A 19,155-nucleotide genomic window follows, 5' to 3' on the forward strand; every position below is an offset into this window, starting at 1 on the left:
CGAAAGAATGAAAGAGTGAAAGAGCGAAGCCATCCGGCAGTTTTTTCACTCTTTCACTCTTTCGCTCATTCACTCTTTGAACCATGTTGAAAGCGATCCTTATTGACGACGAACCTGACTGTGTGCGACTACTGGCGCATGAGCTTGGGGTGTATTGCCCACATATTCAGATAATTGGACAAACGACGAGCAGCGAAGATGGTCTACGGTTGATTCAGATTCTACAACCTGACGTGGTATTTCTGGATATTGAAATGCCCCGCATGAATGGGTTTCAGTTGCTGGAGAAGCTTGGCGCCATTTCGTTCAGCCTGATTTTTGTAACAGCTTATAACGAGTTTGCGGTCAAAGCGTTCCGGTTTTCGGCGCTCGACTATTTATTGAAACCCATCGATTCACAGGATTTGCAGGAGGCTGTTCGGAAAGCCGAACGACAGCACCGGGTCGATGTTCGCCAGCTCGACCTGCTCCGGCACCAATTGCAATCGCACCATGTCAGCGATAAAATTGCCGTTCCTTACCAACAGGGGGTTATTTTTCTGCCAATCAATGAGGTTATTTTCTGCGAGTCCGACAGCAATTACACCAAAGTTATTGCTACCCAGAACCGATCTTTTCTACTGACGCGTACCCTTCGCGAGGTGCAGGAGGTGCTGGAAGAACGAAACTTTTTGCGGGTACACCGGCAGTACGTTATCAACCTCGACCACATCAAACTCTTTATGAAAGGCGAAGGTGCTTACCTAGTTATGACCAACGATGTGAGTATTCCCGTTGCCCGCAACCAGAAAGAAAAACTAGCACAGCGGTTTGGGTGGTTGTAGCAAAATGAATCTTTTCGTAATTCAGAGATTGTAATCACCGGATTTATATAAATTTGGTGATTACAATCTCTGAATTTTCAGTTTATACAGTACCATTATTTGACTTTCAATAATCCCGCATCGTACACAATAGCCCCATTCACCATTGTCAGTATACTCTCAGTCTGGAGAAGTTTCGGAACGGGCACTTTAAAAATATTCTGGGATAGAACGGCTAAATCGGCCACTTTGCCAACGGTCAGCGTCCCTTTTTCCTGCTCGGCAAACTCGGCATAGGCGGCTGTGCGCGTATAGGCGATAACGGCCTGCTCCCGGCTGAGCGCTTCACCGGGCCGACGCGGGTGGGTCGTTGCAAACATAATATTCAGGTAGGGATTAAATGGGCCATCAGACCCAATAGCCAGTGGAATATGCTTGTTCAGCAACGTTTTCATAGCCATACCATGTGTAGGCGGTGGCCCCATCGGAACCCCTTCCATCGGTGCAAAATGCGTGGGATTCTGCACAATGATAATGCCCATCTGCTGCGCCTTCCTGATGTATTCGGGTGAATAGTCGATCTCGTCGCCATGCTCAAAGCGTGGCCGCAGTGGTTTCCAGTCTACGGGCATCGATGCCATCAGATCGAGCAATTTGCCAATCGATTTGGTGCCGCCGATATGGAAATGCAACTGGTCCTTACGGTCAATGGCTTCGCGGCACATCCGTTCGATTTCGGGGACAGTGTAATTCATCCGCCCATACCAGCCGGGTCGATTGGGATACGCATCAACCTGTTCGGCACCGCCTTCAATGGGCGTACCTTCGAGCAGCCATTTTGTACCGCTTATTGTCAATAACGGTAAATCTGACGTTGTTCCAGGCTGGTCTTTAGCCGGAATGCTCAGGCTGCCATCAGTGTTCATATCACCCCAGCGAATCAATCGAAGCCGAAACGGTAACCCGGCTTTTTTCCAGATTCGCGCGTAGTCGGCGGCTGTAGCGCCTGTACACATATTCTGATAGCTGGTAATTCCGGCTTTGAGCAACGCCTGAGTCATTCCCCTGAACTCACCAATCATGGCGTTCTCGTCGCGCAGAGAGGCCATTTTTGCATAGCTGGTATGCGGCCAGTAGGCATTCTTTTCATACCCTTTGCCCGTGAGGGTTTTACCATCGGGCATCCGTTCGTAAAAACCACCTTTGGGATCAGGCTGGTCTTCGGCAATACCCATTTCACGAAGCCCTAACGAATTATACAGCCCGACATGCCCCCACCACGAAAGCAGCCGAATTGGATGATTGGGCGCAATTTTATCCAGCACAAATCGGGTAGCCGCTGGCAAATTGGCGATTGAGGGGCCAATAGTACCCTCAATCCATTGGCCTTCGGGCGTTTGTCGAACGGCTTTTCTTATCGAATCCAGGACAGCCTCCCAGGAAGGGTCCATTCCTGCCGATGCAATTTTTGTTGCTTTCAAGCCACCGGGTAAATGGTTGTGGGCATCGTTGAAACCGGGCACAACGAGCATCCCGCCTAAATCGAGTCGTTTGGTTTGTCGGGTCGCCAGTTTTTCTATGTCCACAGTACGGCCAATAGCCGTTATGCGTCCGCTTTTAATCGCCAATGCTTCTACATACAACTGGCTGGTATCCGACGTAAAAATCTGCCCGTTCGTCAGAATCAGGTCGGGTTGTTGCGCAACGGCCCACAAGCTGATTATTTGGATAAGTAATGTGGCCAATACGATTCGCATGGAAAATATGTTTTGGTTTACCAGTCAAAACTATCGCAATGCGTTGGCGTGCCAGATGTAAAAAAACGACATTAATAAAGCGTCTGCCACCGGTCGGGCGAAGCCGTATTTTGTGCCATCAGCATGGTAGGTGACACCTCGGCAAACTGCCGAAAATCCCGCATCAGGTGCGAATAATCAAAATAGCCGCAAGCATAAGCCACATCGAGCCAGTCGAGTTGGGGTTGTTGTTGCTTCAATTTGAAAGCCCGGTCGAAGCGTGCGATACGGGCGTAAAACTTAGGACTCATGCCGAGCCGCTCCTGAAATTTACGTTCTAGTTGACGGCTGCTCAGGCAAGCCTGGTCGGCGAGCCAGTCGAGCGAAAGTGGCCGATTCGTCTCTTTAATGGCCAGAATCACCTTGTCGATGGGCTCGAGTGGCAATGTACGCCGGGCTAATGAATCCATTTTTTTCAGCAGGTACACTTCGATATGGTCAATCATCCGCCGATAATCCGTTTCTTCCCGCAGTCGATTGTTTAATTCGTTTATTTGGGCATCCATCAGGTATTCGGCATCGATTTCTTTTCCCTGAAATTCACCAGCTGGCATTCCGTCGAGCAGTTGATACAAAAATCCAGGCCGGAAGCAAACCTGGATAATCAGGTGATCTTCTCCAAAAAGAATGTTAATACGCGACGTTTGTTGGCCGACAAAAATACTCGACGAGTTGGGCCGGGTCTCTCCGTTTCGGTTGACAACGGTTCTGGATACACTTCGCGGATAAAAGAAGAGCGATTGATCAGCATCGGGCGGAATGGGCTTAATGCGTTGATCGGAAGGTATAGCGCCTAATGGGATATGTAGTAGTAAATAATGCCGCACATAAGGACGGAGAGCCAGGTGGGGTGGTATGTGCGGAAAGAAAACCATGACAAAATAGCGAGCAACTGGTTTGCTTAAAGATACAACATTCCTGACAGGTTTTTGAACGGTTTTTAATCCATTTGGCAGACAAATACGACCGACTGGCAGAACTGGTTTGGGGGTCTGCCCCAAACAGGACAATTTTAATGTTCTTATCCATCAAGCAGTTGTTCTGAATGAAACGATCATTTATCCTTACGCTACACGTTGGCTTTTGGTTATGTTACTGCCTGTTGGTGCTGCTGCTATTGGGCGTATTTTTCCGGAACAATGCCGACGAGGAGCAAGTCAATTACTACTTCGGGCTAATTTTCCGGATGGCTGTTGTTCCATCAGCTATTGGTTTTTACCTGTTCTACGTCTGGGTATTTTCAGCCTATGTGCGTACTCGAAACCTATGGAGTTCGGTTGGTTATGCGTTGCTGGGAGCTATACTGGCTGCCAGTGTTGGTTATATAGGCGTAACAAGCCGGTATGGCACCGCCTGCCTGAGTAAAACCGGGAGCGTGCTGGGTGGCTTTCTGCTTATGGCCTTCGCGGCTTTTGTAAGCGGAGTTGTGGCCCTGGTCATTCGGGGCTTTATTACCTGGTATTCAGAAATTAAGGTGAAAGAGGCCCTGGTGCAGAAAAACCACGAGATGGAACTGGCGCTGATCAAATCACAGCTCGATCCGCACTTTCTGTTCAATACCATCAACAACATTGATGTACTGATTCTGAAAAATGCCACTGCCGCATCGTCCTATCTGAATCAGTTGTCCGACATCATGCGGTTTATGCTCTACGAGACCAAAACAGATGTAATTCCTTTGTCAAAAGAGGTCGAATACATGGAGAAATACATTGCCCTTCAGAAAATCAGAACGGCTAATCCGAACTATATTCATTTCTCGGTGGAGGGGTCGTTATACGGCAAAACGATTGCGCCTATGAGCCTCATTCCGTTTGTTGAAAACGCGTTTAAGCATACCGGAAATAAGAAACTCGACCACGCGATTTCGGTAGCCATCTGTAGCCGTGAGAATGCCATTGAGTTCATCTGCAAAAACAGGACAAATCCTCACAAAACGAGCCTATCAGATGCCAATGGGCTGGGTAACGAGCTGATCCGAAAGCGTTTGAATCTGCTATATGCTGACCGACATACACTCGCTATCAGTCAACAGGAAAATCAGTATCAGGTGCAACTGACCATTAAAACCCCATGATTCATCGCTATACCTGCCTGATTATTGAAGACGAACCACTCGCGCTGGAACGGACGCAGGAGTTTGTCGGCAAAATTCCTTCACTAACGCTGTCTGCTACCTTCGACAATGCGCTCGATGGGCTGGCGTATCTGAAGCAACATCCCATCGACATCCTCTTTCTGGACATCAATATGGATGAACTGTCGGGCATTGAATTGCTGGAGAGTGCCCACATCGCTAGTCAGGTTATCATAACAACGGCCTACCCAGACTATGCGCTGAAAGGGTATGAACTGAATGTTTCCGATTATCTGCTGAAGCCGTTTACATTTAATCGGTTTGTACAGGCGGTCGATAAAGTGCAGGAAAAGCTGGCACTGCGTCGACCGAAACACCAGCCTGATTATATCTTCGTTAAAACCGAAAATCGACTGGAGAAAATTATGCTTTCCGACATTCTGTTCATCGAAGGCATGCGGGATTATCGACGTATTCATACCGTCGATAGGAAGATTATGACCCTGCAAAATTTCAGCGAATTCGAGCAGGTTATTCCGGCTACACTGGTCTGTCGGGTACATAAGTCATACATGGTGGCAATTCAGAAAATTGAGTCGATCGAACGCAGCCGTATCCGCATTGCCAACCAGCTTATTCCTATTTCGGATACCTACAAAGACCTGTTCTTTCAGCTTATCAACAGCACGGCCCAGTAGTGGCTTACCGATTGAAATCGACGGTTGGCAGACATCTCAAGCCCATTGGCATAATCAATTTCCAGCAGCCTAGTCACTCCCAGACATTTGCATAAACCAACAACAGGCTTATGCAAATGATCGACTCCACTAACCTATGGCAAAGAGGCTTCGTTTTGTTGACGATGCTTCTCCTGACGACCACAGGATTTACCCAATCCACTACCTGGGTAACCGAGAAATCGAAAGACGGCACAGTCACGGTACAAAGCTGTGTATCAAAACGAACAGATGCTCAGGGCCATTCCCATACCTGGATGGAATATGTGGCGACGATAACGGCTAATGTACGTGTTTCGGCCTGCGTAGCGGTATTAAAAGACATCGCCCGGCACAAGAATTTCCTGGATGCGAAGGCCAGTCGTCAACTCAGTGTGCTAACCACGGATAGCTGGTTGGTTTACTATTACTTTCATCTGCCCTGGCCCATGCCCGACTCCGATTGCGTAGCCAAAATGCAGATGGTAGAGGATGAACTTACCAAGACGGTAACCTTCACATTGTCGGCAGCCCCCACACTGTTCGAGAAAAAAGCCATCGACCGGATAACGCAGTATAACCTGACTTACCAGTTTAAAGACTTAGGCATTGGCCTAACAGCACTGACCATCACCTCTTCTGTGGTTCCAACAGCACAGGTACCCATCTGGATTATGCGCAACTATTTTCCGGAAGGCCCGGCAGACGTGCTGCATAAGCTTTTGCAAATGGCCAATCAACAGATCATTCATAACTAAAAGCCTACCTGATGACTACTTCACTCAAAACACCCCAATGGGGCAGTATACCCCGTTTCGGTACACACACCATCCGATTATTGGTTTTCCTTCTCTTCATTCTCGGGACAGAACAGGCGTTTTCGCAACAAACTTCGCTTAATCTGCTGCTCAATGGTGTAACCACTCATTTCAATTACGGTAGCCAGAACAGTACCTTAAAAGCGTATGAAAAAGGCGTTTTGGGCGCACAGGTAGGCGTCTCGTTTCAGGCCGGAATTACCGACAGATTCTCGCTGGTACCTGAACTTTATGCGGTGATGAAGGGAGGTAAGTTGCTAGTGAATAATCCGATAACCACCAATCCGTCAACTGTTCGACTATACACGCTGGAGCTGCCTGTGCTGGCACGATTCCACCTTGGCCGCTTTTACCTGAATGGTGGGCCTTATGTGAACTATACACTTGGCGGCAGAATGACGATCGAGGGAAGTGATGTAAGTCCACAAAAAAAGATGACACTCGACTTTGGGCATACCAGCGGGACATTCAATCGTTGGGAAACGGGCGCGCAGGTGGGCATTGGTTACGCCTTTCCCGTCCGACAAAAACGACTGGCTCTCGACCTGCGATACAGTTACGGACTCACCAGCGTATCGAATGGAATCGATCGTTACAACCGATTCCTGAACGTCAGCCTGCTTTTATCCCAGCCCTGGGCCACCAATCCGTTTGGTCGCAGCAGAGAATAAAGCCGCCCCTAATCCCAAATCAACTAATCATTACTGTTAAAGACGATGAAATCGACCCAGGTGCGCGCTACAATTGTCGGTGTGCTGTTTATTAGCGCGGCTGTCACGGCTATTGCAGGCCTCGCGTTATATGACCCTATTCTACATAACCCGACTTATATTCTAAACGGTTCTGCCCACGAAGACCAGGTAATTATGGGCGCCTTTTTTGAGATCCTGCTTGCCTTTTCTGTAATCGGCACATCCATTTCCGTATACCCGGTTCTGAAAATGCAAAACGAGAGTGTTGCCCTTGGCTACGTTTGCGGCCGACTGCTTGAAGCCGCGATCATTATCATTGGCATCATTAGCCTGTTGACCATCGTGAGCTTGAATCATCAATTTGCCACGGCATCAGCGTCTGATACAAATTCGTTGTTGATGGCGGGTAAGGTATTGGTAGCCGTCCACGACTGGACGTTCCTGTTCGGCCCCAATATTGCATTAGGCCCCAATACATTGATGCTAAGCTACCTACTTTACAAGTCAAAGCTCACCCCCCGGTTTATACCGATCCTGGGTTTCATTGGAGGGCCTTTGATTTTTCTGTCTGCTATGTGCGTGATGGCTGGATTGTATCCTCAGATTTCGGTGTGGGGGACTATTTGCGCCATTCCGGTATTTGCGTTTGAAATGTCGCTGGCTGTTCGATTAGTAGCGAAAGGCTTTGGTGTTTCGAAAGGCCATTCAATAGTAAGGCTTCTAGTCGGTTAATACCCGTTCTCGTTCACTGAAACCTGCGTAAGGAGCATGACCAATTTAGGTTTCTGCCACACCAAATACACGCTCGGGCGATTTAGCTTCGGCTTCGTAAAACGCGTTGGGTGTCAATTGAGTAAACTCCTTAAAATCACGCACCAGATGCTGATAATCGTAATACCCTAACTCGACCGCTACACTGAGCCAGTCGAGGTTGGGCCGGGCATTTTTCAGCTTCATTGCGTTTTCGAAACGGGCAATGCGACTATACAGTTTTGGGCTTGCGCCACTGGATTCCACAAACTGCCGGTAAAACTGCCGCTGCGATAAACAGGCCTGATCGGCCAGCCAATCCAGTCCGGGCACACCTGCCGGATAGTTTAGCAGATACTGTGCGGCTTTATCAATGGGTCGTGCGTATTTATGGCGGGCTTTATGGATAAGGTATATCAGAAAATCTTCCACAATCGGAATCATTTCGGTGTAGTGTCTGGTATAACTCAGCCGCTCATTGACCCGCTGGATTTCCGTCGAAAAAATAGCTTCAGCATCAATAAACGTATTGGTCAGCTCCGAAATGGGAAGCCCCGTCAGGCGAAACAAAGCGCCCGGCTGAAACTGGATCTGGAACACCATAAAATCGCGCCCGACATGCCGATTAGTAGCCAGCGTATGTTGGCCATACAATCGCGAGCGTGGACTTTCGAGGGGTTTGCCATCGAAGCCATATTCAATTTTCTCCGGGTCTTTGGGAAACAGTGACAGGCAGTTTTCGGCGCGGGGCCAATAGGCTTTCACTGGCAGAACAGCTAACGACGCCGGAAATTCACAGCCAATAATCTGGAACATACGCACGTATTCGCGTAAGGCCGGGCTGGGGAGTCGATAGTCGTAAATGCCGTTCATAGTGGAGCGGGGCAAAGTGCAGAGAGCTAGGTGCATGGAACAGGGAGCCAATAAATAACGCTCTTGCCCCATGCACCTAGCTCCTGGCCATTTTTATTTCAACGTTAGAGGTGGTCCAATGACGGTCATCCCATGTTCTTTGTGCAGTTTCTGGCTTAACTCCTCTGTCGGTGGGCCTGTCAACTCGTTCATTTTCAGAAAAAAATCTTCCAGTTTACCGGCGGGCTGTACCATGTATATCTGCTTGCCATGATCAGACAACTGAATCCAGGAATGTGGAATACCACGCGGAGCAAATACCGTATCGCCTGCCTTTACCGTGAACTGCTCGTTGCCTACCTGAAACAGATATTCACCCTCAATAATAGAGAACATCTCATCCTGATCGTGGTGAATATGTAGTGAGGGGCCTACCTTCTGATGCCCAATATACTCAAAGACAGCTAATTGACCACCTGTATCTTTGCCAGATATTTTAACGTCGTTGCCATTGATACCCCTATAGGGCGTATGAACGCCAAAACGAGCATCGCCCGATTTCACGACAAACGGTTTGGTAGGTATAATTGAACTAGCTGGCTCCGCCTGAACTAGCAGTACGGGTGTTGCCAGGGTTGATGTGAGAAATGTTCTGCGCTGCATAACTGTCTTTTGATAAGTCGTTATGCAAAATTTGGACACGAGTCAGGCAGTCTGGTGGTAAGAATCGGACATTTTAATGAACATCTAGCTATACAATAACTCTGTTCGGTCTAGCTAAAGCTATGTCGTTTGAATCGACGGACCACTGAGTTCTGTAGCTCGTTGCCAGGCGGCCAAGCCCAGTGCCATCCACGGGAACGCCCATAGGCCAATCATGGCTGGTGGCCGTGCTCCAGTGATAATTAATAAAGGAAACATGAACAGAAACGGAAAGCATCCAACAGCAAGCGGTGTATACCGTTTCCAATCTGTCCAAATCTTCGCTTTTAGAGTGGCAACTCCAACCAGTATCATACTCACTCCATTCATAAAGGCACCAAGTGGGGCGAAAGGAAGCGGCATCCAGGGGCCTAAAAAGTAGATACCGGCACCAATCATGGCTAGTACTAACCATTTTCGTCGTGGCCCAAATCCCGTAGGTTCACCGGCCTTCCAAAGCGAATACGCCCCTATAAACATACTGGCAATAGAAATCGGGGCTACCCAAAAGGTCGGTTCAAGTGAAAAAAGTACTTTGTTTACAAAAAGGAATGGCAATACAAATATCCCGTCCATAGCTTCGTCTTTAGCGCCTAAGAACCAGAACGGGTAACCAAAAATCAGGTAGCCAATTCCGGCCAGTACATAACAGATACCTGCCCTTTTGAGATGGTTAATCGAGTTAGTCATCATCGTGTGTTTTAGGCAAAGCTGAGAAAATGCGACACACAGGACATAGTAAAAAAACGACAACTTTACTCCCGTAAGCTAGCCTGTTCGCAAGCGGAAAAGAATTGCTGAAGTGCCAGCTCGTCGGCAAACAACTGGCTGGGCGTAGTGCCTGCAAATTGCTGAAAATCTTTAACCAGATGATTAGGGTCGTAGTAATCGCAGGCGTAGGCAATGTCGGCCCAGGAGCGGTCGGGGCTTGCTTCGCGGAGTTTATAGGCTTGACCGAATCGGGCGATACGCGTAAACAGTTTAGGGCTAACGCCGACCCGCTCACGGAACTTGCGCTCAAACTGGCGTGGACTGAGGCAGGCATCGTGGGCTAATCGGTCGAGTTGATGATAGGCCGATGAACGGAGCATTTGCCGGGCAACCCAATCAATGGGTAATGCATCCCGTTGGCATTGAGCCGCTTTTTTGAGCAGGAAGGTTTCTACCAACTGAATCATATCGGCATAACTGATGGCTTCAGGCAGTCGCTCGTTTACTTCCTTTAGTGTATGGCTCGTGATCGATTCCAGGTCGGCAACGCCATCAGCCAGCAGATACATCGGCACACCCAGTAACCGAAACAGCGCCCCCGGATGAAAGCTGACTTTGAGCATCAGATAATTGGGGTTGATGGTGATGTTCTGACGAGTGAGCTGCTGCCCGACAATATTACTCGATGCAGCCGACAAAGCCGTTTCGCTGCCAATTGGAACGCTATGGGGTAAATCGAACGGGTAAAAGTACAGGCATTGCTCCGTATTGGGCGGATAGGGTTTGGGCGATGGCGATTGGTTGAGTATGCGTGGGTCAAACTGGATGTGAATAATCCAATAGTGCCGGATGAAGTCGTGCAGGGCGGGGTGAGGAGAATATTCTTTAAAGAAAAACATGGCAGGAACAGCGTTTTCTTAAAGCTACTCACTTATACGTTCGTTTTACCTGCCATAGGTTGGTTATCTTGTTATATATCACGGTTTTTAGTTAACGGTTGGTGGTTTTGAAAATCACCTCACACCTGCCATTGATGCTGCGTATAGGCGTCGTTCCAGAAATACCACTCCAGTTGACTCGAGGTTCTAAATGCATCCCGCATTAGTTTTTGTTCGGTCGTTCCGGCCTGTTGAGCCAGCCGATCTGTAATGGTCAGCATCTGATTGACGGATACATCGAACGCGTCACCTGCATAGGTATCGATCCAGGTCTGGTATGGATTTTCCTGAATGGATCGCTGGTAAATGTGTTTGCCCACCTGCCGATAAATCCAGAAGCAGGGTAATACAGCCGCTGCCCCAACCGCCACGGATTGAAGCGATGTAGTTGCCAGCAGGTAATTGGTGTAGGCAAAGCAGGCAGGCATTTTGGCCGATGCAGGTTCAATACCATAAATCGAAAAATAAGTTTCGTGCAGCGCCCGCTCAACCAGGATGGCATTTTGTGCAAACTGAGTAAACTGCAACCCATCGTCCGTACTAATCGACCGCGCAGCCAGTAGATTGAGCGCACGGCTAAAATCGGCCAGATAGAGGGCGTCCTGCTGAATGTAGTACTGAAACAGGGCAGTTGGTAAGCTTCCTGCCATCAGTTCATCGACAAACCCGTGCTTCAGAATGGAGTCGTAAATAGGGTCGATGTCCTGCCAGAGTTGTTCGGTGAATGTCATACTGCTTATTGCCAGAAGTTATAAAAATGATGAACCGGCCCGTGTCCGTGCCCTAACGGGTAGTCGGCTCCGGCTTGTAGTGCCCCTGTCAGGTAGGTTTTAGCCATTGCAACGGCATCAACGACCGATAACCCTTTGGCCAGACCAGCTGCAATAGCCGACGAAAGCGTACAGCCCGTTCCATGCGAATTATTCGTTGGAATACGTGCTGTTGGAAACCAATGCTGTTCATCGGCCGAAACGTAAAGTAGATCCGTACTTTCATCGTCGGCTAAATGACCACCTTTCACCAGAATAGCACCCGGACAAAGCTTTGCCAGATCTGCAGCCGCAGGCAGCATGTCGGCTTTCGTCTCTACAGATCGGCCCAGCAACACACTGGCTTCGGGGAGGTTTGGCGTGATCACCAATGCGAGCGGTAACAGATACGTTTTCAAGGCATCAACGGCTTCGTCCTGCAAGAGCTTATCGCCACTTTTGGCTACCATAACCGGGTCAAGCACAATGGTCGACACATTGAACCCACGTAACGTTGTGGCTATCTGTTCAATAATATCTGGCGAGTGCAGCATACCGATTTTAATGGCATCAACACCAATGTCGCTCAGTACGGCGTTCAACTGCTCAACAATAAAAGAAGGCTCTACCGGAAAAATGCCCGTAACCGCTTTTGTATTCTGAGCCGTCAGAGCGGTCAGTACCGACATGCCGTAGCAGCCCAGCGCCGAAAAGGTTTTCAGATCGGCTTGAATACCAGCCCCGCCACCACTATCGGAGCCAGCAATGGTCAATGTTCGCGTGTATGTGTTCATAAGTATAAAGAGCGAAAGAGTGAATGAGTGAAAAAGCGAAGAGGTTTGCGTCAGCATTACACTCTTTCACTCATTCACTCTTTCGCTCTTTACTAGTAATTCTCTGCTGGCTTCATACGGCGACGAGTGGCCGCAAATAGCTGATACCACGGCAGCACCCGTTACGCCGGTTTGCATAACCAGTTGAACGTTTTGGGCGTTAATACCGCCAATCGCAAACGTGGGCAGGCTGGTCTGGGAGCAAATTTGCCGAAGCCCTTCCAGACCAAGTAAACTCGATGTGTCCTGTTTGGTGCCTGTTGGAAAAACGGTAGCAATGCCCAGATAGTCGAGTTCGTCGCTGTTAATGCCTTGTAATTCGGTCAGGTTGTTAATCGATAAGCCAATGATTTTATCTGGTCCAATCAGCGAGCGAACCATTGAGTAAGGCATATCGTCCTGACCGACATGAACACCATCCGCATCGAGTGCTAACGCTATATCGACCCGGTCGTTGATGATCAGGTTAGCCCCGTAAGTCTGCGTGATTGCTTTAATTTCAGTGGCAAGCTCCAGAAAAGCTCGTGTAGACAATTCCTTCTCGCGAAGTTGTACCCATCGGACACCCGCCCGACAGGCCTCTTCGACTACGAACGGAAGCGTATGCCCTGCCATTCGCGCTATGGTACTGTCCGTTACCAGATATAAGCGGTCCACGACTAAGCCAGGTTAAGTGTATTGGCAATATCAGCTTCACTCAACTGGTATAGCATATCCAGAAAATTGACCTGTAAACTACCGGGAGCAGCGTTTTTCGATACAGCCAGTTCGCCAGCAATACCCATAACAGCCATGGCATGTGTTGCTGCCTGAAAATAGTTGGTGTTCACAGCGGCAAACGCGCCGGTTAAGGCTGTAGCCGTGCAGCCCATGCCCGTCACTTTGGTCATCAGCGGATGCCCATTGGCAATTTTAGCGGTTTGGTCGCCGTGAATAATGTAGTCAGTTTCACCACTAATTACCACCACCGATCCCCACACCGAACTCAATCGCTGAGCCGCATCGACAGCCGCTTCCGATCCGTACAAACTATCGACCCCTTTGGTTTGGGCGTTCAAACCGGCCAGTGCCATAATTTCGGAGGCATTGCCGCGAATGATGTCAGGAGCCGCCAGCGTCAGTAACTCTTCACTAACCTGATTGCGAAACGAAGTAGCTCCTACGCCAACTGGATCAAAAACAATGGGTTTCCCCAAGGCTTTGGCTTGTTTCATGGCGCGTTTCATCCCGGCCACAAACGTGGCATCGAGCGTACCGATATTAACGACCAGGGCACTTGAAATGGAAACGAATTCTTCGACTTCTTCGGGCGCATGAACCATCGCAGGTGAAGCACCAAGCGCCAGCAGCGCGTTGGCCGTGTTGTTCATAACCACGAAGTTGGTAATGTTGTGAACCAGGGGAACCTGTGCGCGAATGCGTTCGACGTCGGTCCAGATTAGCGTTGCGGGTTCAGTCATGTTGCTGTTTATGAAATACGTATACAGCAACTTTAGAGGAGAGCAAACGAAGCTTCGTTAACTTTTCCCTACGGCAGTACGAACTGCATCAGGTAGTGAGGGTATTCTCTCAGTCTGAGCCGATTCGGTCAGACACCCCTAAAGTTGTGGGGCAAAGATAGTAGATAGTAACGTACCCGCTAATAAAAAACGAGCGACTTTCTCGGGTTTGGAAAGTTTGCAATAGCTTTACAAACCCGAGTCCTATTTCCTGAAACCGATGAAATTAATCACTATTCGTTACCTGTCTTTCCTGCTCCTATCATTAACAACGGTGTCGCAGATTATCGCCCAAGCATCCGGCGATACGTTTATTAATGGTGATCTGTTGCCCAATGCGCCAGAACTGGCGGCTCGTGGAAGCTATCCAGTTGGCGTACGAACCTTAAAACTAGTTCACAAAAATCAGGTGGATGTTCTTCATACAAAAGAGGGCAAGCACCCGCTGTATGATCGTCCACTTACGCTCGAAATCTGGTATCCAGCCCGAACTCCTGACAACAAATCGGCTATTGTACAGTATGAGTCGGTGCTTGGTCGATCGAATGATCCCAAACGCCCCATCGTTCCGTTTACGTTTCCGGGCCGTGCCAGCCGTGATGCCGAACCCGACCGAAGCGGAGGAGCGTACCCACTGGTTATTGTATCGCATGGCTATCCGGGGTCACGGTTATTATTGACCTATCTGACCGAAAATCTGGCCTCAAAAGGATATGTTGTCGTTGCTATCGATCATACCGAATCTACGTATAGCGATTTGGCCGCTTTCCCGAGTACGCTGGTGAATCGCCCGCTCGACGATCTCTTTGTCCTGAACGAAATGGCGCGACTGAGCGCAAAAACCAGTAACACATTTCTGGCTGGGTTGCTCAATGCTGACAATACGGCGCTGATTGGCTATTCGATGGGCGGTTATGGTGTGCTCAACACGACAGGGGCTGGTTTTAGTGCCGAAGCGTTGAAACTGTTTGGACAAATGACCAATGGAAGTACCGCACTGGAGCCCCGGACGATGAATTCACCTGCCTATAAACCAACACTCGACGCACGGATCAAGGCCGTGGTTGCGTTTGCGCCCTGGGGAATGGAAGGGGGTGTATGGGATGCGGCCGGATTAGCCGGGTTGACGTTACCCACACTGTTTGTAGCGGGAAGCAAGGATGATATTTCCGGCTATGAAAAGGGAATCAAAGCTATTTACGATGGGGCCGTCAATGCTGACCGCTACCTGCTCACGTACGTGAATGCCCGACATAATGTAGCACCGAATCCACCCCCAGCGGCAACGCTTCAGCCCGGTGTATCGCCTGAAGAATATGGTCATTATGCCGAGCCGGTCTGGAATGAGCATCGCATCAATAACATCAACCAGCATTTTGTAACCGCCTTTCTCGGCATTCATCTGAAGAAACAAGACTACGCCAGTTACCTGAATCTTCCAGAAACAGATGCTATTGGGCCCTGGGCTGGCTTCAAACCACGTACCTCCATTGGTCTGGAAATGCGTCATGCCAAACCGTAAATAGTGCCTCACCGATTTGTCAGTGAGCCACTGTTCATCAACCACAATTGAATGGTTCAACTACATACTCAACGCCTTCTGCTTCGTCCCTGGCAATCTGCGGATGCGGAGCTGTTTGCGGCTATGAATGCCGACCCAGCCGTAATGGAACACTTTCCCGCTTGCCTGACCCGCGCCGAAAGTGATGCGATGATCGAACGCATCAGCAATCACATAAACGCAAAAGGCTGGGGACTATGGGCGCTTGAAGCGCCAACTCTTGCGCCGTTCATTGGTTTTTGTGGCTTATGGACCGTTTCATTCGACGCTCCATTTACACCTGCGGTTGAGATCGGCTGGCGGCTGGCTCGTCCCTTTTGGGGCAACGGGTATGCGTTTGAAGCGGCACAGGCTGCTCTGGCATTTGGTTTTGATACACTTAGCCTGTCAGAAATTGTATCGTTCACCATTCCGGCCAATATCCGCTCCTGGCGATTGATGGAACGGCTCGGCATGACTCATAATCCCGACGACGATTTCGAACATCCTCGTTTACCCGAGGGCCATCCTATGCGTCCGCACGTTCTGTACCGAAAAACGCGCAGTGATTAGTTCCTGGCCTATCCCATTCTCATAGAAGCTTCTCAAATTCGTACCATATACCCGACCCACCAGGCTGGGCTTTTTCGTATGTGGCTGCGAATAGGGTAAAATAGCTGGCTTGCGGCTTTTTGGATAGAGATTGCCATTCCTTTACCTATGAAAAAAATTAGTATTGCGCTGGCTGTTGGCCTACTTGGCTTGCCGACCACATTCGTACAGGCGCAACAGAAACCGTCGGCTGGTAGTCGCTCCGCCCTGGCTTCTGTCCATTATCAGGATCTGCCATTGGGCGCTATCCGCCCTGAAGGCTGGTTGCAGCAGCAACTGGTAATCATGAAAAATGGAGCCACTGGGCATCTGGACGAATATTATCCGAAAGTAAAAAACGACAACGGCTGGCTGGGTGGCAAAGGCGATGGCTGGGAAGAAACTCCCTACTGGCTGGATGGTGCGTTGCCACTGGCCTATTTGCTCGACGATAAAGACCTGAAAGATAAAGTAGTAAAATACGTCAACTGGACGCTCGACCACCAGCGACCGAGCGGTTTTTTCGGGCCATTGACGAAGAAAGAACTGGAAGGTAAACCAATGGAATCCTGCGCTGATGGGGCCGACTGGTGGCCACGTATGATTATGCTCAAGGTGCTGCAGCAGTATTATACCGCTACGAATGATGCAAGGGTTATTCCGTTCATGACCAAGTACTTTCGCTACCAGTTTGACAACCTGAAAACCTGTCCGCTGAACAAGTGGACAGAGTGGTCGGAGTCGCGGGGGGGCGATAACATCATGAGCGTGTACTGGCTATACGAGCGAACAGGCGACCGTTTTTTGCTGGACCTGGCCGATATTCTCTATAAACAAACCACCGACTGGACCAGCCTGCTGGGCGGACGAAACTGGGCTATCGGGGCAGCCGTAAACCAGACGGGCGAAAAATGGATGGATCGTCATGCCGTCAATGTCGGTATGGGACTGAAAATGCCTGCGGAATATTATCGGGGTAAGAAAGATGTCAACTACCTCAACGCCGTACGGACCGGGTTTCATGACCTGATGACTCTGCATGGCTTACCACACGGTATGTTTTCGGGCGATGAAGATCTGCATGGAAACGAGCCTACCCAGGGCGTTGAACTCTGTGCAATTGTCGAAGCGATGTTCTCCCTCGAAGAAATAATCGGTATCACGGGTGAGCCTGCCTACATGGATGCGCTGGAACGGATAACCTTCAATGCCTTGCCTACCCAAACGACGGACGATTATCGCTCACGACAGTATTTTCAGATCGCCAATCAGGTACAGGTATCGCGGGGGGTATTCGATTTTTCGCTTCCCTTCGGTCGGGGTATGAACAATGTGTTTGGGCCTTACGCAGGCTATACGTGCTGTACCGCCAACATGCATCAGGGCTGGACAAAGTTTGCGTCTCATCTCTGGTATGCCACACCCACCAAAGGCGTTGCTGCGCTGGAGTATGCCCCCAATACATTGAAAACGAAAGTAGCAGGCGGCACTGACGTCACCATTCAGGAAACGACCAATTACCCGTTCGATGATCAGATAACGTTTACGATCAACTTACCCAAACCGACCGCATTTCCACTCGACTTACGCATTCCTGGCTGGTGTACCGAAGCAACCATTTTGTTGAATGGGCAACCGTTGCGTACGGATAAAGGCGGTCAGGTAGTTAGTTTGAATCGTTCCTGGAAGAATGGAGATAAGTTGACCCTGAAACTGCCCATGTCGGTTCGGACCAGCAACTGGGCCAAAAACTCCCGTGCTATTGAGCGTGGTCCTCTGGTCTATGCGCTGAAAATAGAATCGACGGTAGCAGAAAAGACAGAAAAAACGGAGGGGACATATTATGAGTATCAGCCGAAAAGCACCTGGAATTATGGGCTTCCAAAAACAATAATCGAAGATCCTGCCAAGAACACAACGGTGACCATTAAGCCAATGCCTGCTAATTTTGTCTGGAATGAAGCTAGTGCGCCTATCGAGATCAAAACCACGGGTCGGCAAATTCCGAACTGGAAACTGGTGGACGGAGTGGCTCGACAACCCGTTACCACCCGCGAGGGCATTTATCAGGGTGAGGTCGCCAATGAAGTAGAAACGCTAACGTTGATTCCTTATGGTTGTACCAAACTACGGGTAGTAGCGTTTCCGGTGGTGAAATAATGTTTGCTTACTTACCTGTATTAACCGAAACAATAACCAATGCTAATTCCCAAGATGACACGTACAACTTTGTTTTTGATTGCCCTGCTGGCCGGTTCATTCATCAGTCAGGCGCAACCCTTTGGTAAACTGGTTCCGAAAACCCCCGGTATCGTTTCCTATACCTTACGCGAGAAACTTGGCAAGGATGTTCCCGGTACGCTGGACCTGATCAAGTCATGGGGAATTACCGACATTGAGTTTTCGGGACTGTTTGGCAAAACGGCTCCTGAACTTCGTAAGTTACTGGACGAACGCGGGTTGCATTGCAGCAGCTATGGCGTGAGCTATGACGCTATCGATCACAAGCCCGACTCCATTCTGGCCAATGCCAAGGCACTGGGCGTGAAATACATTCGTATCGGCTCCATCCCGCACAAAGGTCCAGCTACGCTCGAAATTATGGATAAAGCCATTGAAGTTTTTAACCGCTTTGGCAAACAGGCGCACGATAAAGGCTTTATGTTTTGCTATCACAATCATGGCTTTGAGTTTCAGCCGTATGAGAACGGTACCTTGTTCGATTACCTGGTCACCAAAACCAATCCTGACCACGTAGGATACGAAATGGATGTTACCTGGACATTTCTACCCGGTCAGGACCCCGCCAAACTGCTGGAAAAATACCCCAAACGGTTCCGGCTCATGCACCTGAAAGATGTGAAAAAAGGTGTTCCCCATAGCGATAAAGGTGGCATGACGGCCGAAGAGTGTGTGGTTATGGGAACTGGGCAAATTGACTGGCCAGCCGTATTGAAAGCCGCCCGTAAATCATCCGTCGATCATTTCTACATCGAAGACGAAAGCCGAATTCCTGAGCAGCAGGTGCCGCAGAGTATGGCTTATCTGAAAAGCTTGTAAGCCTACGTATTATAGACAGGAGCGGATT

General features: G+C 49.3%; 20 protein-coding genes and 1 riboswitch. Of the genes, 10 read left to right on the plus strand and 10 right to left on the minus strand.

Annotated elements, in window-relative coordinates; all coding sequences use genetic code 11:
* The first annotated feature begins 83 nt into the window (after positions 1-83).
* Entirely contained in the window at positions 84-824 is a 741-nt protein-coding gene (locus BGO59_RS02060; protein WP_293679717.1) for a LytTR family DNA-binding domain-containing protein, read from the plus strand.
* A gap of 95 nt (positions 825-919) precedes the next feature.
* Here BGO59_RS02060 and BGO59_RS02065 read toward each other — a convergent pair whose 3' ends face one another.
* Positions 920-2,560 (minus strand): amidohydrolase family protein, encoded by a 1,641-nt coding sequence (locus BGO59_RS02065; RefSeq protein WP_293679720.1) that lies wholly within the window; start codon positions 2,558-2,560, stop codon positions 920-922.
* Between the two features lie 71 nt (positions 2,561-2,631).
* Complete coding sequence (locus tag BGO59_RS02070; RefSeq protein ID WP_293679722.1) at positions 2,632-3,474, minus strand: helix-turn-helix domain-containing protein; 843 nt, start codon at positions 3,472-3,474, stop codon at positions 2,632-2,634.
* A 170-nt stretch (positions 3,475-3,644) separates the two neighbouring features.
* Here BGO59_RS02070 and BGO59_RS02075 point away from each other — a divergent pair, with 170 nt between their 5' ends.
* The 5 genes from BGO59_RS02075 (at position 3,645) to BGO59_RS02095 (ending at position 7,634) form a co-directional block, all read left to right on the plus strand.
* Complete coding sequence (locus tag BGO59_RS02075; RefSeq protein WP_293679725.1) at positions 3,645-4,676, plus strand: sensor histidine kinase; 1,032 nt, start codon at positions 3,645-3,647, stop codon at positions 4,674-4,676.
* Positions 4,673-5,374 (plus strand): LytTR family DNA-binding domain-containing protein, encoded by a 702-nt coding sequence (locus BGO59_RS02080; RefSeq protein WP_293679727.1) that lies wholly within the window; start codon positions 4,673-4,675, stop codon positions 5,372-5,374. The genes BGO59_RS02075 and BGO59_RS02080 overlap by 4 nt, the downstream gene beginning before the upstream one ends.
* Positions 5,375-5,484: 110 nt before the next feature.
* Positions 5,485-6,150, plus strand: coding sequence for a hypothetical protein (locus BGO59_RS02085; protein ID WP_293679729.1), 666 nt, complete (start codon positions 5,485-5,487; stop codon positions 6,148-6,150).
* Positions 6,151-6,161: 11 nt separating this feature from the next.
* Positions 6,162-6,881, plus strand: a complete 720-nt coding sequence (locus BGO59_RS02090; RefSeq protein ID WP_293679731.1) for a porin family protein — start codon at positions 6,162-6,164, stop codon at positions 6,879-6,881.
* A gap of 45 nt (positions 6,882-6,926) precedes the next feature.
* On the plus strand, positions 6,927-7,634 hold the full coding sequence (locus BGO59_RS02095) for a DUF4386 domain-containing protein (RefSeq protein WP_293679733.1): 708 nt from the start codon (positions 6,927-6,929) through the stop codon (positions 7,632-7,634).
* A 45-nt stretch (positions 7,635-7,679) separates the two neighbouring features.
* Here BGO59_RS02095 and BGO59_RS02100 read toward each other — a convergent pair whose 3' ends face one another.
* The 8 genes from BGO59_RS02100 to thiM all read right to left on the minus strand — a co-directional run bounded on the left by BGO59_RS02100 (position 7,680) and on the right by thiM (position 13,897).
* Entirely contained in the window at positions 7,680-8,525 is an 846-nt protein-coding gene (locus BGO59_RS02100; RefSeq protein ID WP_293679736.1) for a helix-turn-helix domain-containing protein, read from the minus strand.
* Between the two features lie 93 nt (positions 8,526-8,618).
* On the minus strand, positions 8,619-9,167 hold the full coding sequence (locus BGO59_RS02105; RefSeq protein WP_293679738.1) for a cupin domain-containing protein: 549 nt from the start codon (positions 9,165-9,167) through the stop codon (positions 8,619-8,621).
* 120 nt (positions 9,168-9,287) lie between these two features.
* Positions 9,288-9,899 carry a hypothetical protein gene (locus BGO59_RS02110; RefSeq protein WP_293679740.1) on the minus strand — a complete coding sequence of 204 codons (612 nt, stop codon included), beginning with the start codon at positions 9,897-9,899 and terminating at the stop codon, positions 9,288-9,290.
* A 62-nt stretch (positions 9,900-9,961) separates the two neighbouring features.
* Positions 9,962-10,816, minus strand: coding sequence for a helix-turn-helix domain-containing protein (locus tag BGO59_RS02115; protein WP_293679743.1), 855 nt, complete (start codon positions 10,814-10,816; stop codon positions 9,962-9,964).
* 119 nt (positions 10,817-10,935) lie between these two features.
* Positions 10,936-11,586, minus strand: coding sequence for a thiaminase II (tenA, locus tag BGO59_RS02120; protein WP_293679746.1), 651 nt, complete (start codon positions 11,584-11,586; stop codon positions 10,936-10,938).
* A gap of 5 nt (positions 11,587-11,591) precedes the next feature.
* Positions 11,592-12,398, minus strand: coding sequence for a bifunctional hydroxymethylpyrimidine kinase/phosphomethylpyrimidine kinase (thiD, locus tag BGO59_RS02125; RefSeq protein ID WP_293679749.1), 807 nt, complete (start codon positions 12,396-12,398; stop codon positions 11,592-11,594).
* 66 nt (positions 12,399-12,464) lie between these two features.
* Positions 12,465-13,094: a thiamine phosphate synthase gene (gene thiE, locus BGO59_RS02130; protein WP_293679752.1), complete on the minus strand. Its 630-nt coding sequence runs from the start codon at positions 13,092-13,094 to the stop codon at positions 12,465-12,467.
* A gap of 2 nt (positions 13,095-13,096) precedes the next feature.
* Entirely contained in the window at positions 13,097-13,897 is an 801-nt protein-coding gene (gene thiM, locus BGO59_RS02135) for a hydroxyethylthiazole kinase (RefSeq protein ID WP_293679756.1), read from the minus strand.
* A 48-nt stretch (positions 13,898-13,945) separates the two neighbouring features.
* Positions 13,946-14,047: riboswitch (TPP riboswitch) on the minus strand.
* 109 nt (positions 14,048-14,156) lie between these two features.
* Here thiM and BGO59_RS02140 point away from each other — a divergent pair.
* The 4 genes from BGO59_RS02140 (at position 14,157) to BGO59_RS02155 (ending at position 19,127) form a co-directional block, all read left to right on the plus strand.
* A complete protein-coding gene (locus tag BGO59_RS02140; RefSeq protein ID WP_293679759.1) occupies positions 14,157-15,458 on the plus strand; it encodes an alpha/beta fold hydrolase in 1,302 nt (433 codons plus the stop codon).
* Positions 15,459-15,509: 51 nt separating this feature from the next.
* Positions 15,510-16,049, plus strand: coding sequence for a GNAT family N-acetyltransferase (locus BGO59_RS02145; protein ID WP_293679761.1), 540 nt, complete (start codon positions 15,510-15,512; stop codon positions 16,047-16,049).
* A gap of 147 nt (positions 16,050-16,196) precedes the next feature.
* Entirely contained in the window at positions 16,197-18,227 is a 2,031-nt protein-coding gene (locus BGO59_RS02150) for a beta-L-arabinofuranosidase domain-containing protein (protein ID WP_293679763.1), read from the plus strand.
* A 54-nt stretch (positions 18,228-18,281) separates the two neighbouring features.
* Positions 18,282-19,127, plus strand: a complete 846-nt coding sequence (locus tag BGO59_RS02155; protein WP_080060090.1) for a sugar phosphate isomerase/epimerase — start codon at positions 18,282-18,284, stop codon at positions 19,125-19,127.
* Positions 19,128-19,155 lie beyond the last annotated feature (28 nt).

The organism is Spirosoma sp. 48-14 (assembly GCF_001898575.1).
Lineage (GTDB): Bacteria > Bacteroidota > Bacteroidia > Cytophagales > Spirosomataceae > Spirosoma.

What these genes read in the sequence shown, in the direction of transcription:
- BGO59_RS02060 (WP_293679717.1), top strand. Translation starts at nt 84, where the DNA reads ATGTTGAAAGCGATCCTTATTGACGACGAACCTGACTGTGTGCGACTA.
- BGO59_RS02065 (WP_293679720.1), bottom strand. Translation starts at nt 2,560, where the DNA reads ATGCGAATCGTATTGGCCACATTACTTATCCAAATAATCAGCTTGTGG.
- BGO59_RS02070 (WP_293679722.1), bottom strand. Translation starts at nt 3,474, where the DNA reads ATGGTTTTCTTTCCGCACATACCACCCCACCTGGCTCTCCGTCCTTAT.
- BGO59_RS02075 (WP_293679725.1), top strand. Translation starts at nt 3,645, where the DNA reads ATGAAACGATCATTTATCCTTACGCTACACGTTGGCTTTTGGTTATGT.
- BGO59_RS02080 (WP_293679727.1), top strand. Translation starts at nt 4,673, where the DNA reads ATGATTCATCGCTATACCTGCCTGATTATTGAAGACGAACCACTCGCG.
- BGO59_RS02085 (WP_293679729.1), top strand. Translation starts at nt 5,485, where the DNA reads ATGCAAATGATCGACTCCACTAACCTATGGCAAAGAGGCTTCGTTTTG.
- BGO59_RS02090 (WP_293679731.1), top strand. Translation starts at nt 6,162, where the DNA reads ATGACTACTTCACTCAAAACACCCCAATGGGGCAGTATACCCCGTTTC.
- BGO59_RS02095 (WP_293679733.1), top strand. Translation starts at nt 6,927, where the DNA reads ATGAAATCGACCCAGGTGCGCGCTACAATTGTCGGTGTGCTGTTTATT.
- BGO59_RS02100 (WP_293679736.1), bottom strand. Translation starts at nt 8,525, where the DNA reads ATGAACGGCATTTACGACTATCGACTCCCCAGCCCGGCCTTACGCGAA.
- BGO59_RS02105 (WP_293679738.1), bottom strand. Translation starts at nt 9,167, where the DNA reads ATGCAGCGCAGAACATTTCTCACATCAACCCTGGCAACACCCGTACTG.
- BGO59_RS02110 (WP_293679740.1), bottom strand. Translation starts at nt 9,899, where the DNA reads ATGATGACTAACTCGATTAACCATCTCAAAAGGGCAGGTATCTGTTAT.
- BGO59_RS02115 (WP_293679743.1), bottom strand. Translation starts at nt 10,816, where the DNA reads ATGTTTTTCTTTAAAGAATATTCTCCTCACCCCGCCCTGCACGACTTC.
- tenA (WP_293679746.1), bottom strand. Translation starts at nt 11,586, where the DNA reads ATGACATTCACCGAACAACTCTGGCAGGACATCGACCCTATTTACGAC.
- thiD (WP_293679749.1), bottom strand. Translation starts at nt 12,398, where the DNA reads ATGAACACATACACGCGAACATTGACCATTGCTGGCTCCGATAGTGGT.
- thiM (WP_293679756.1), bottom strand. Translation starts at nt 13,897, where the DNA reads ATGACTGAACCCGCAACGCTAATCTGGACCGACGTCGAACGCATTCGC.
- BGO59_RS02140 (WP_293679759.1), top strand. Translation starts at nt 14,157, where the DNA reads ATGAAATTAATCACTATTCGTTACCTGTCTTTCCTGCTCCTATCATTA.
- BGO59_RS02145 (WP_293679761.1), top strand. Translation starts at nt 15,510, where the DNA reads ATGGTTCAACTACATACTCAACGCCTTCTGCTTCGTCCCTGGCAATCT.
- BGO59_RS02150 (WP_293679763.1), top strand. Translation starts at nt 16,197, where the DNA reads ATGAAAAAAATTAGTATTGCGCTGGCTGTTGGCCTACTTGGCTTGCCG.
- BGO59_RS02155 (WP_080060090.1), top strand. Translation starts at nt 18,282, where the DNA reads ATGACACGTACAACTTTGTTTTTGATTGCCCTGCTGGCCGGTTCATTC.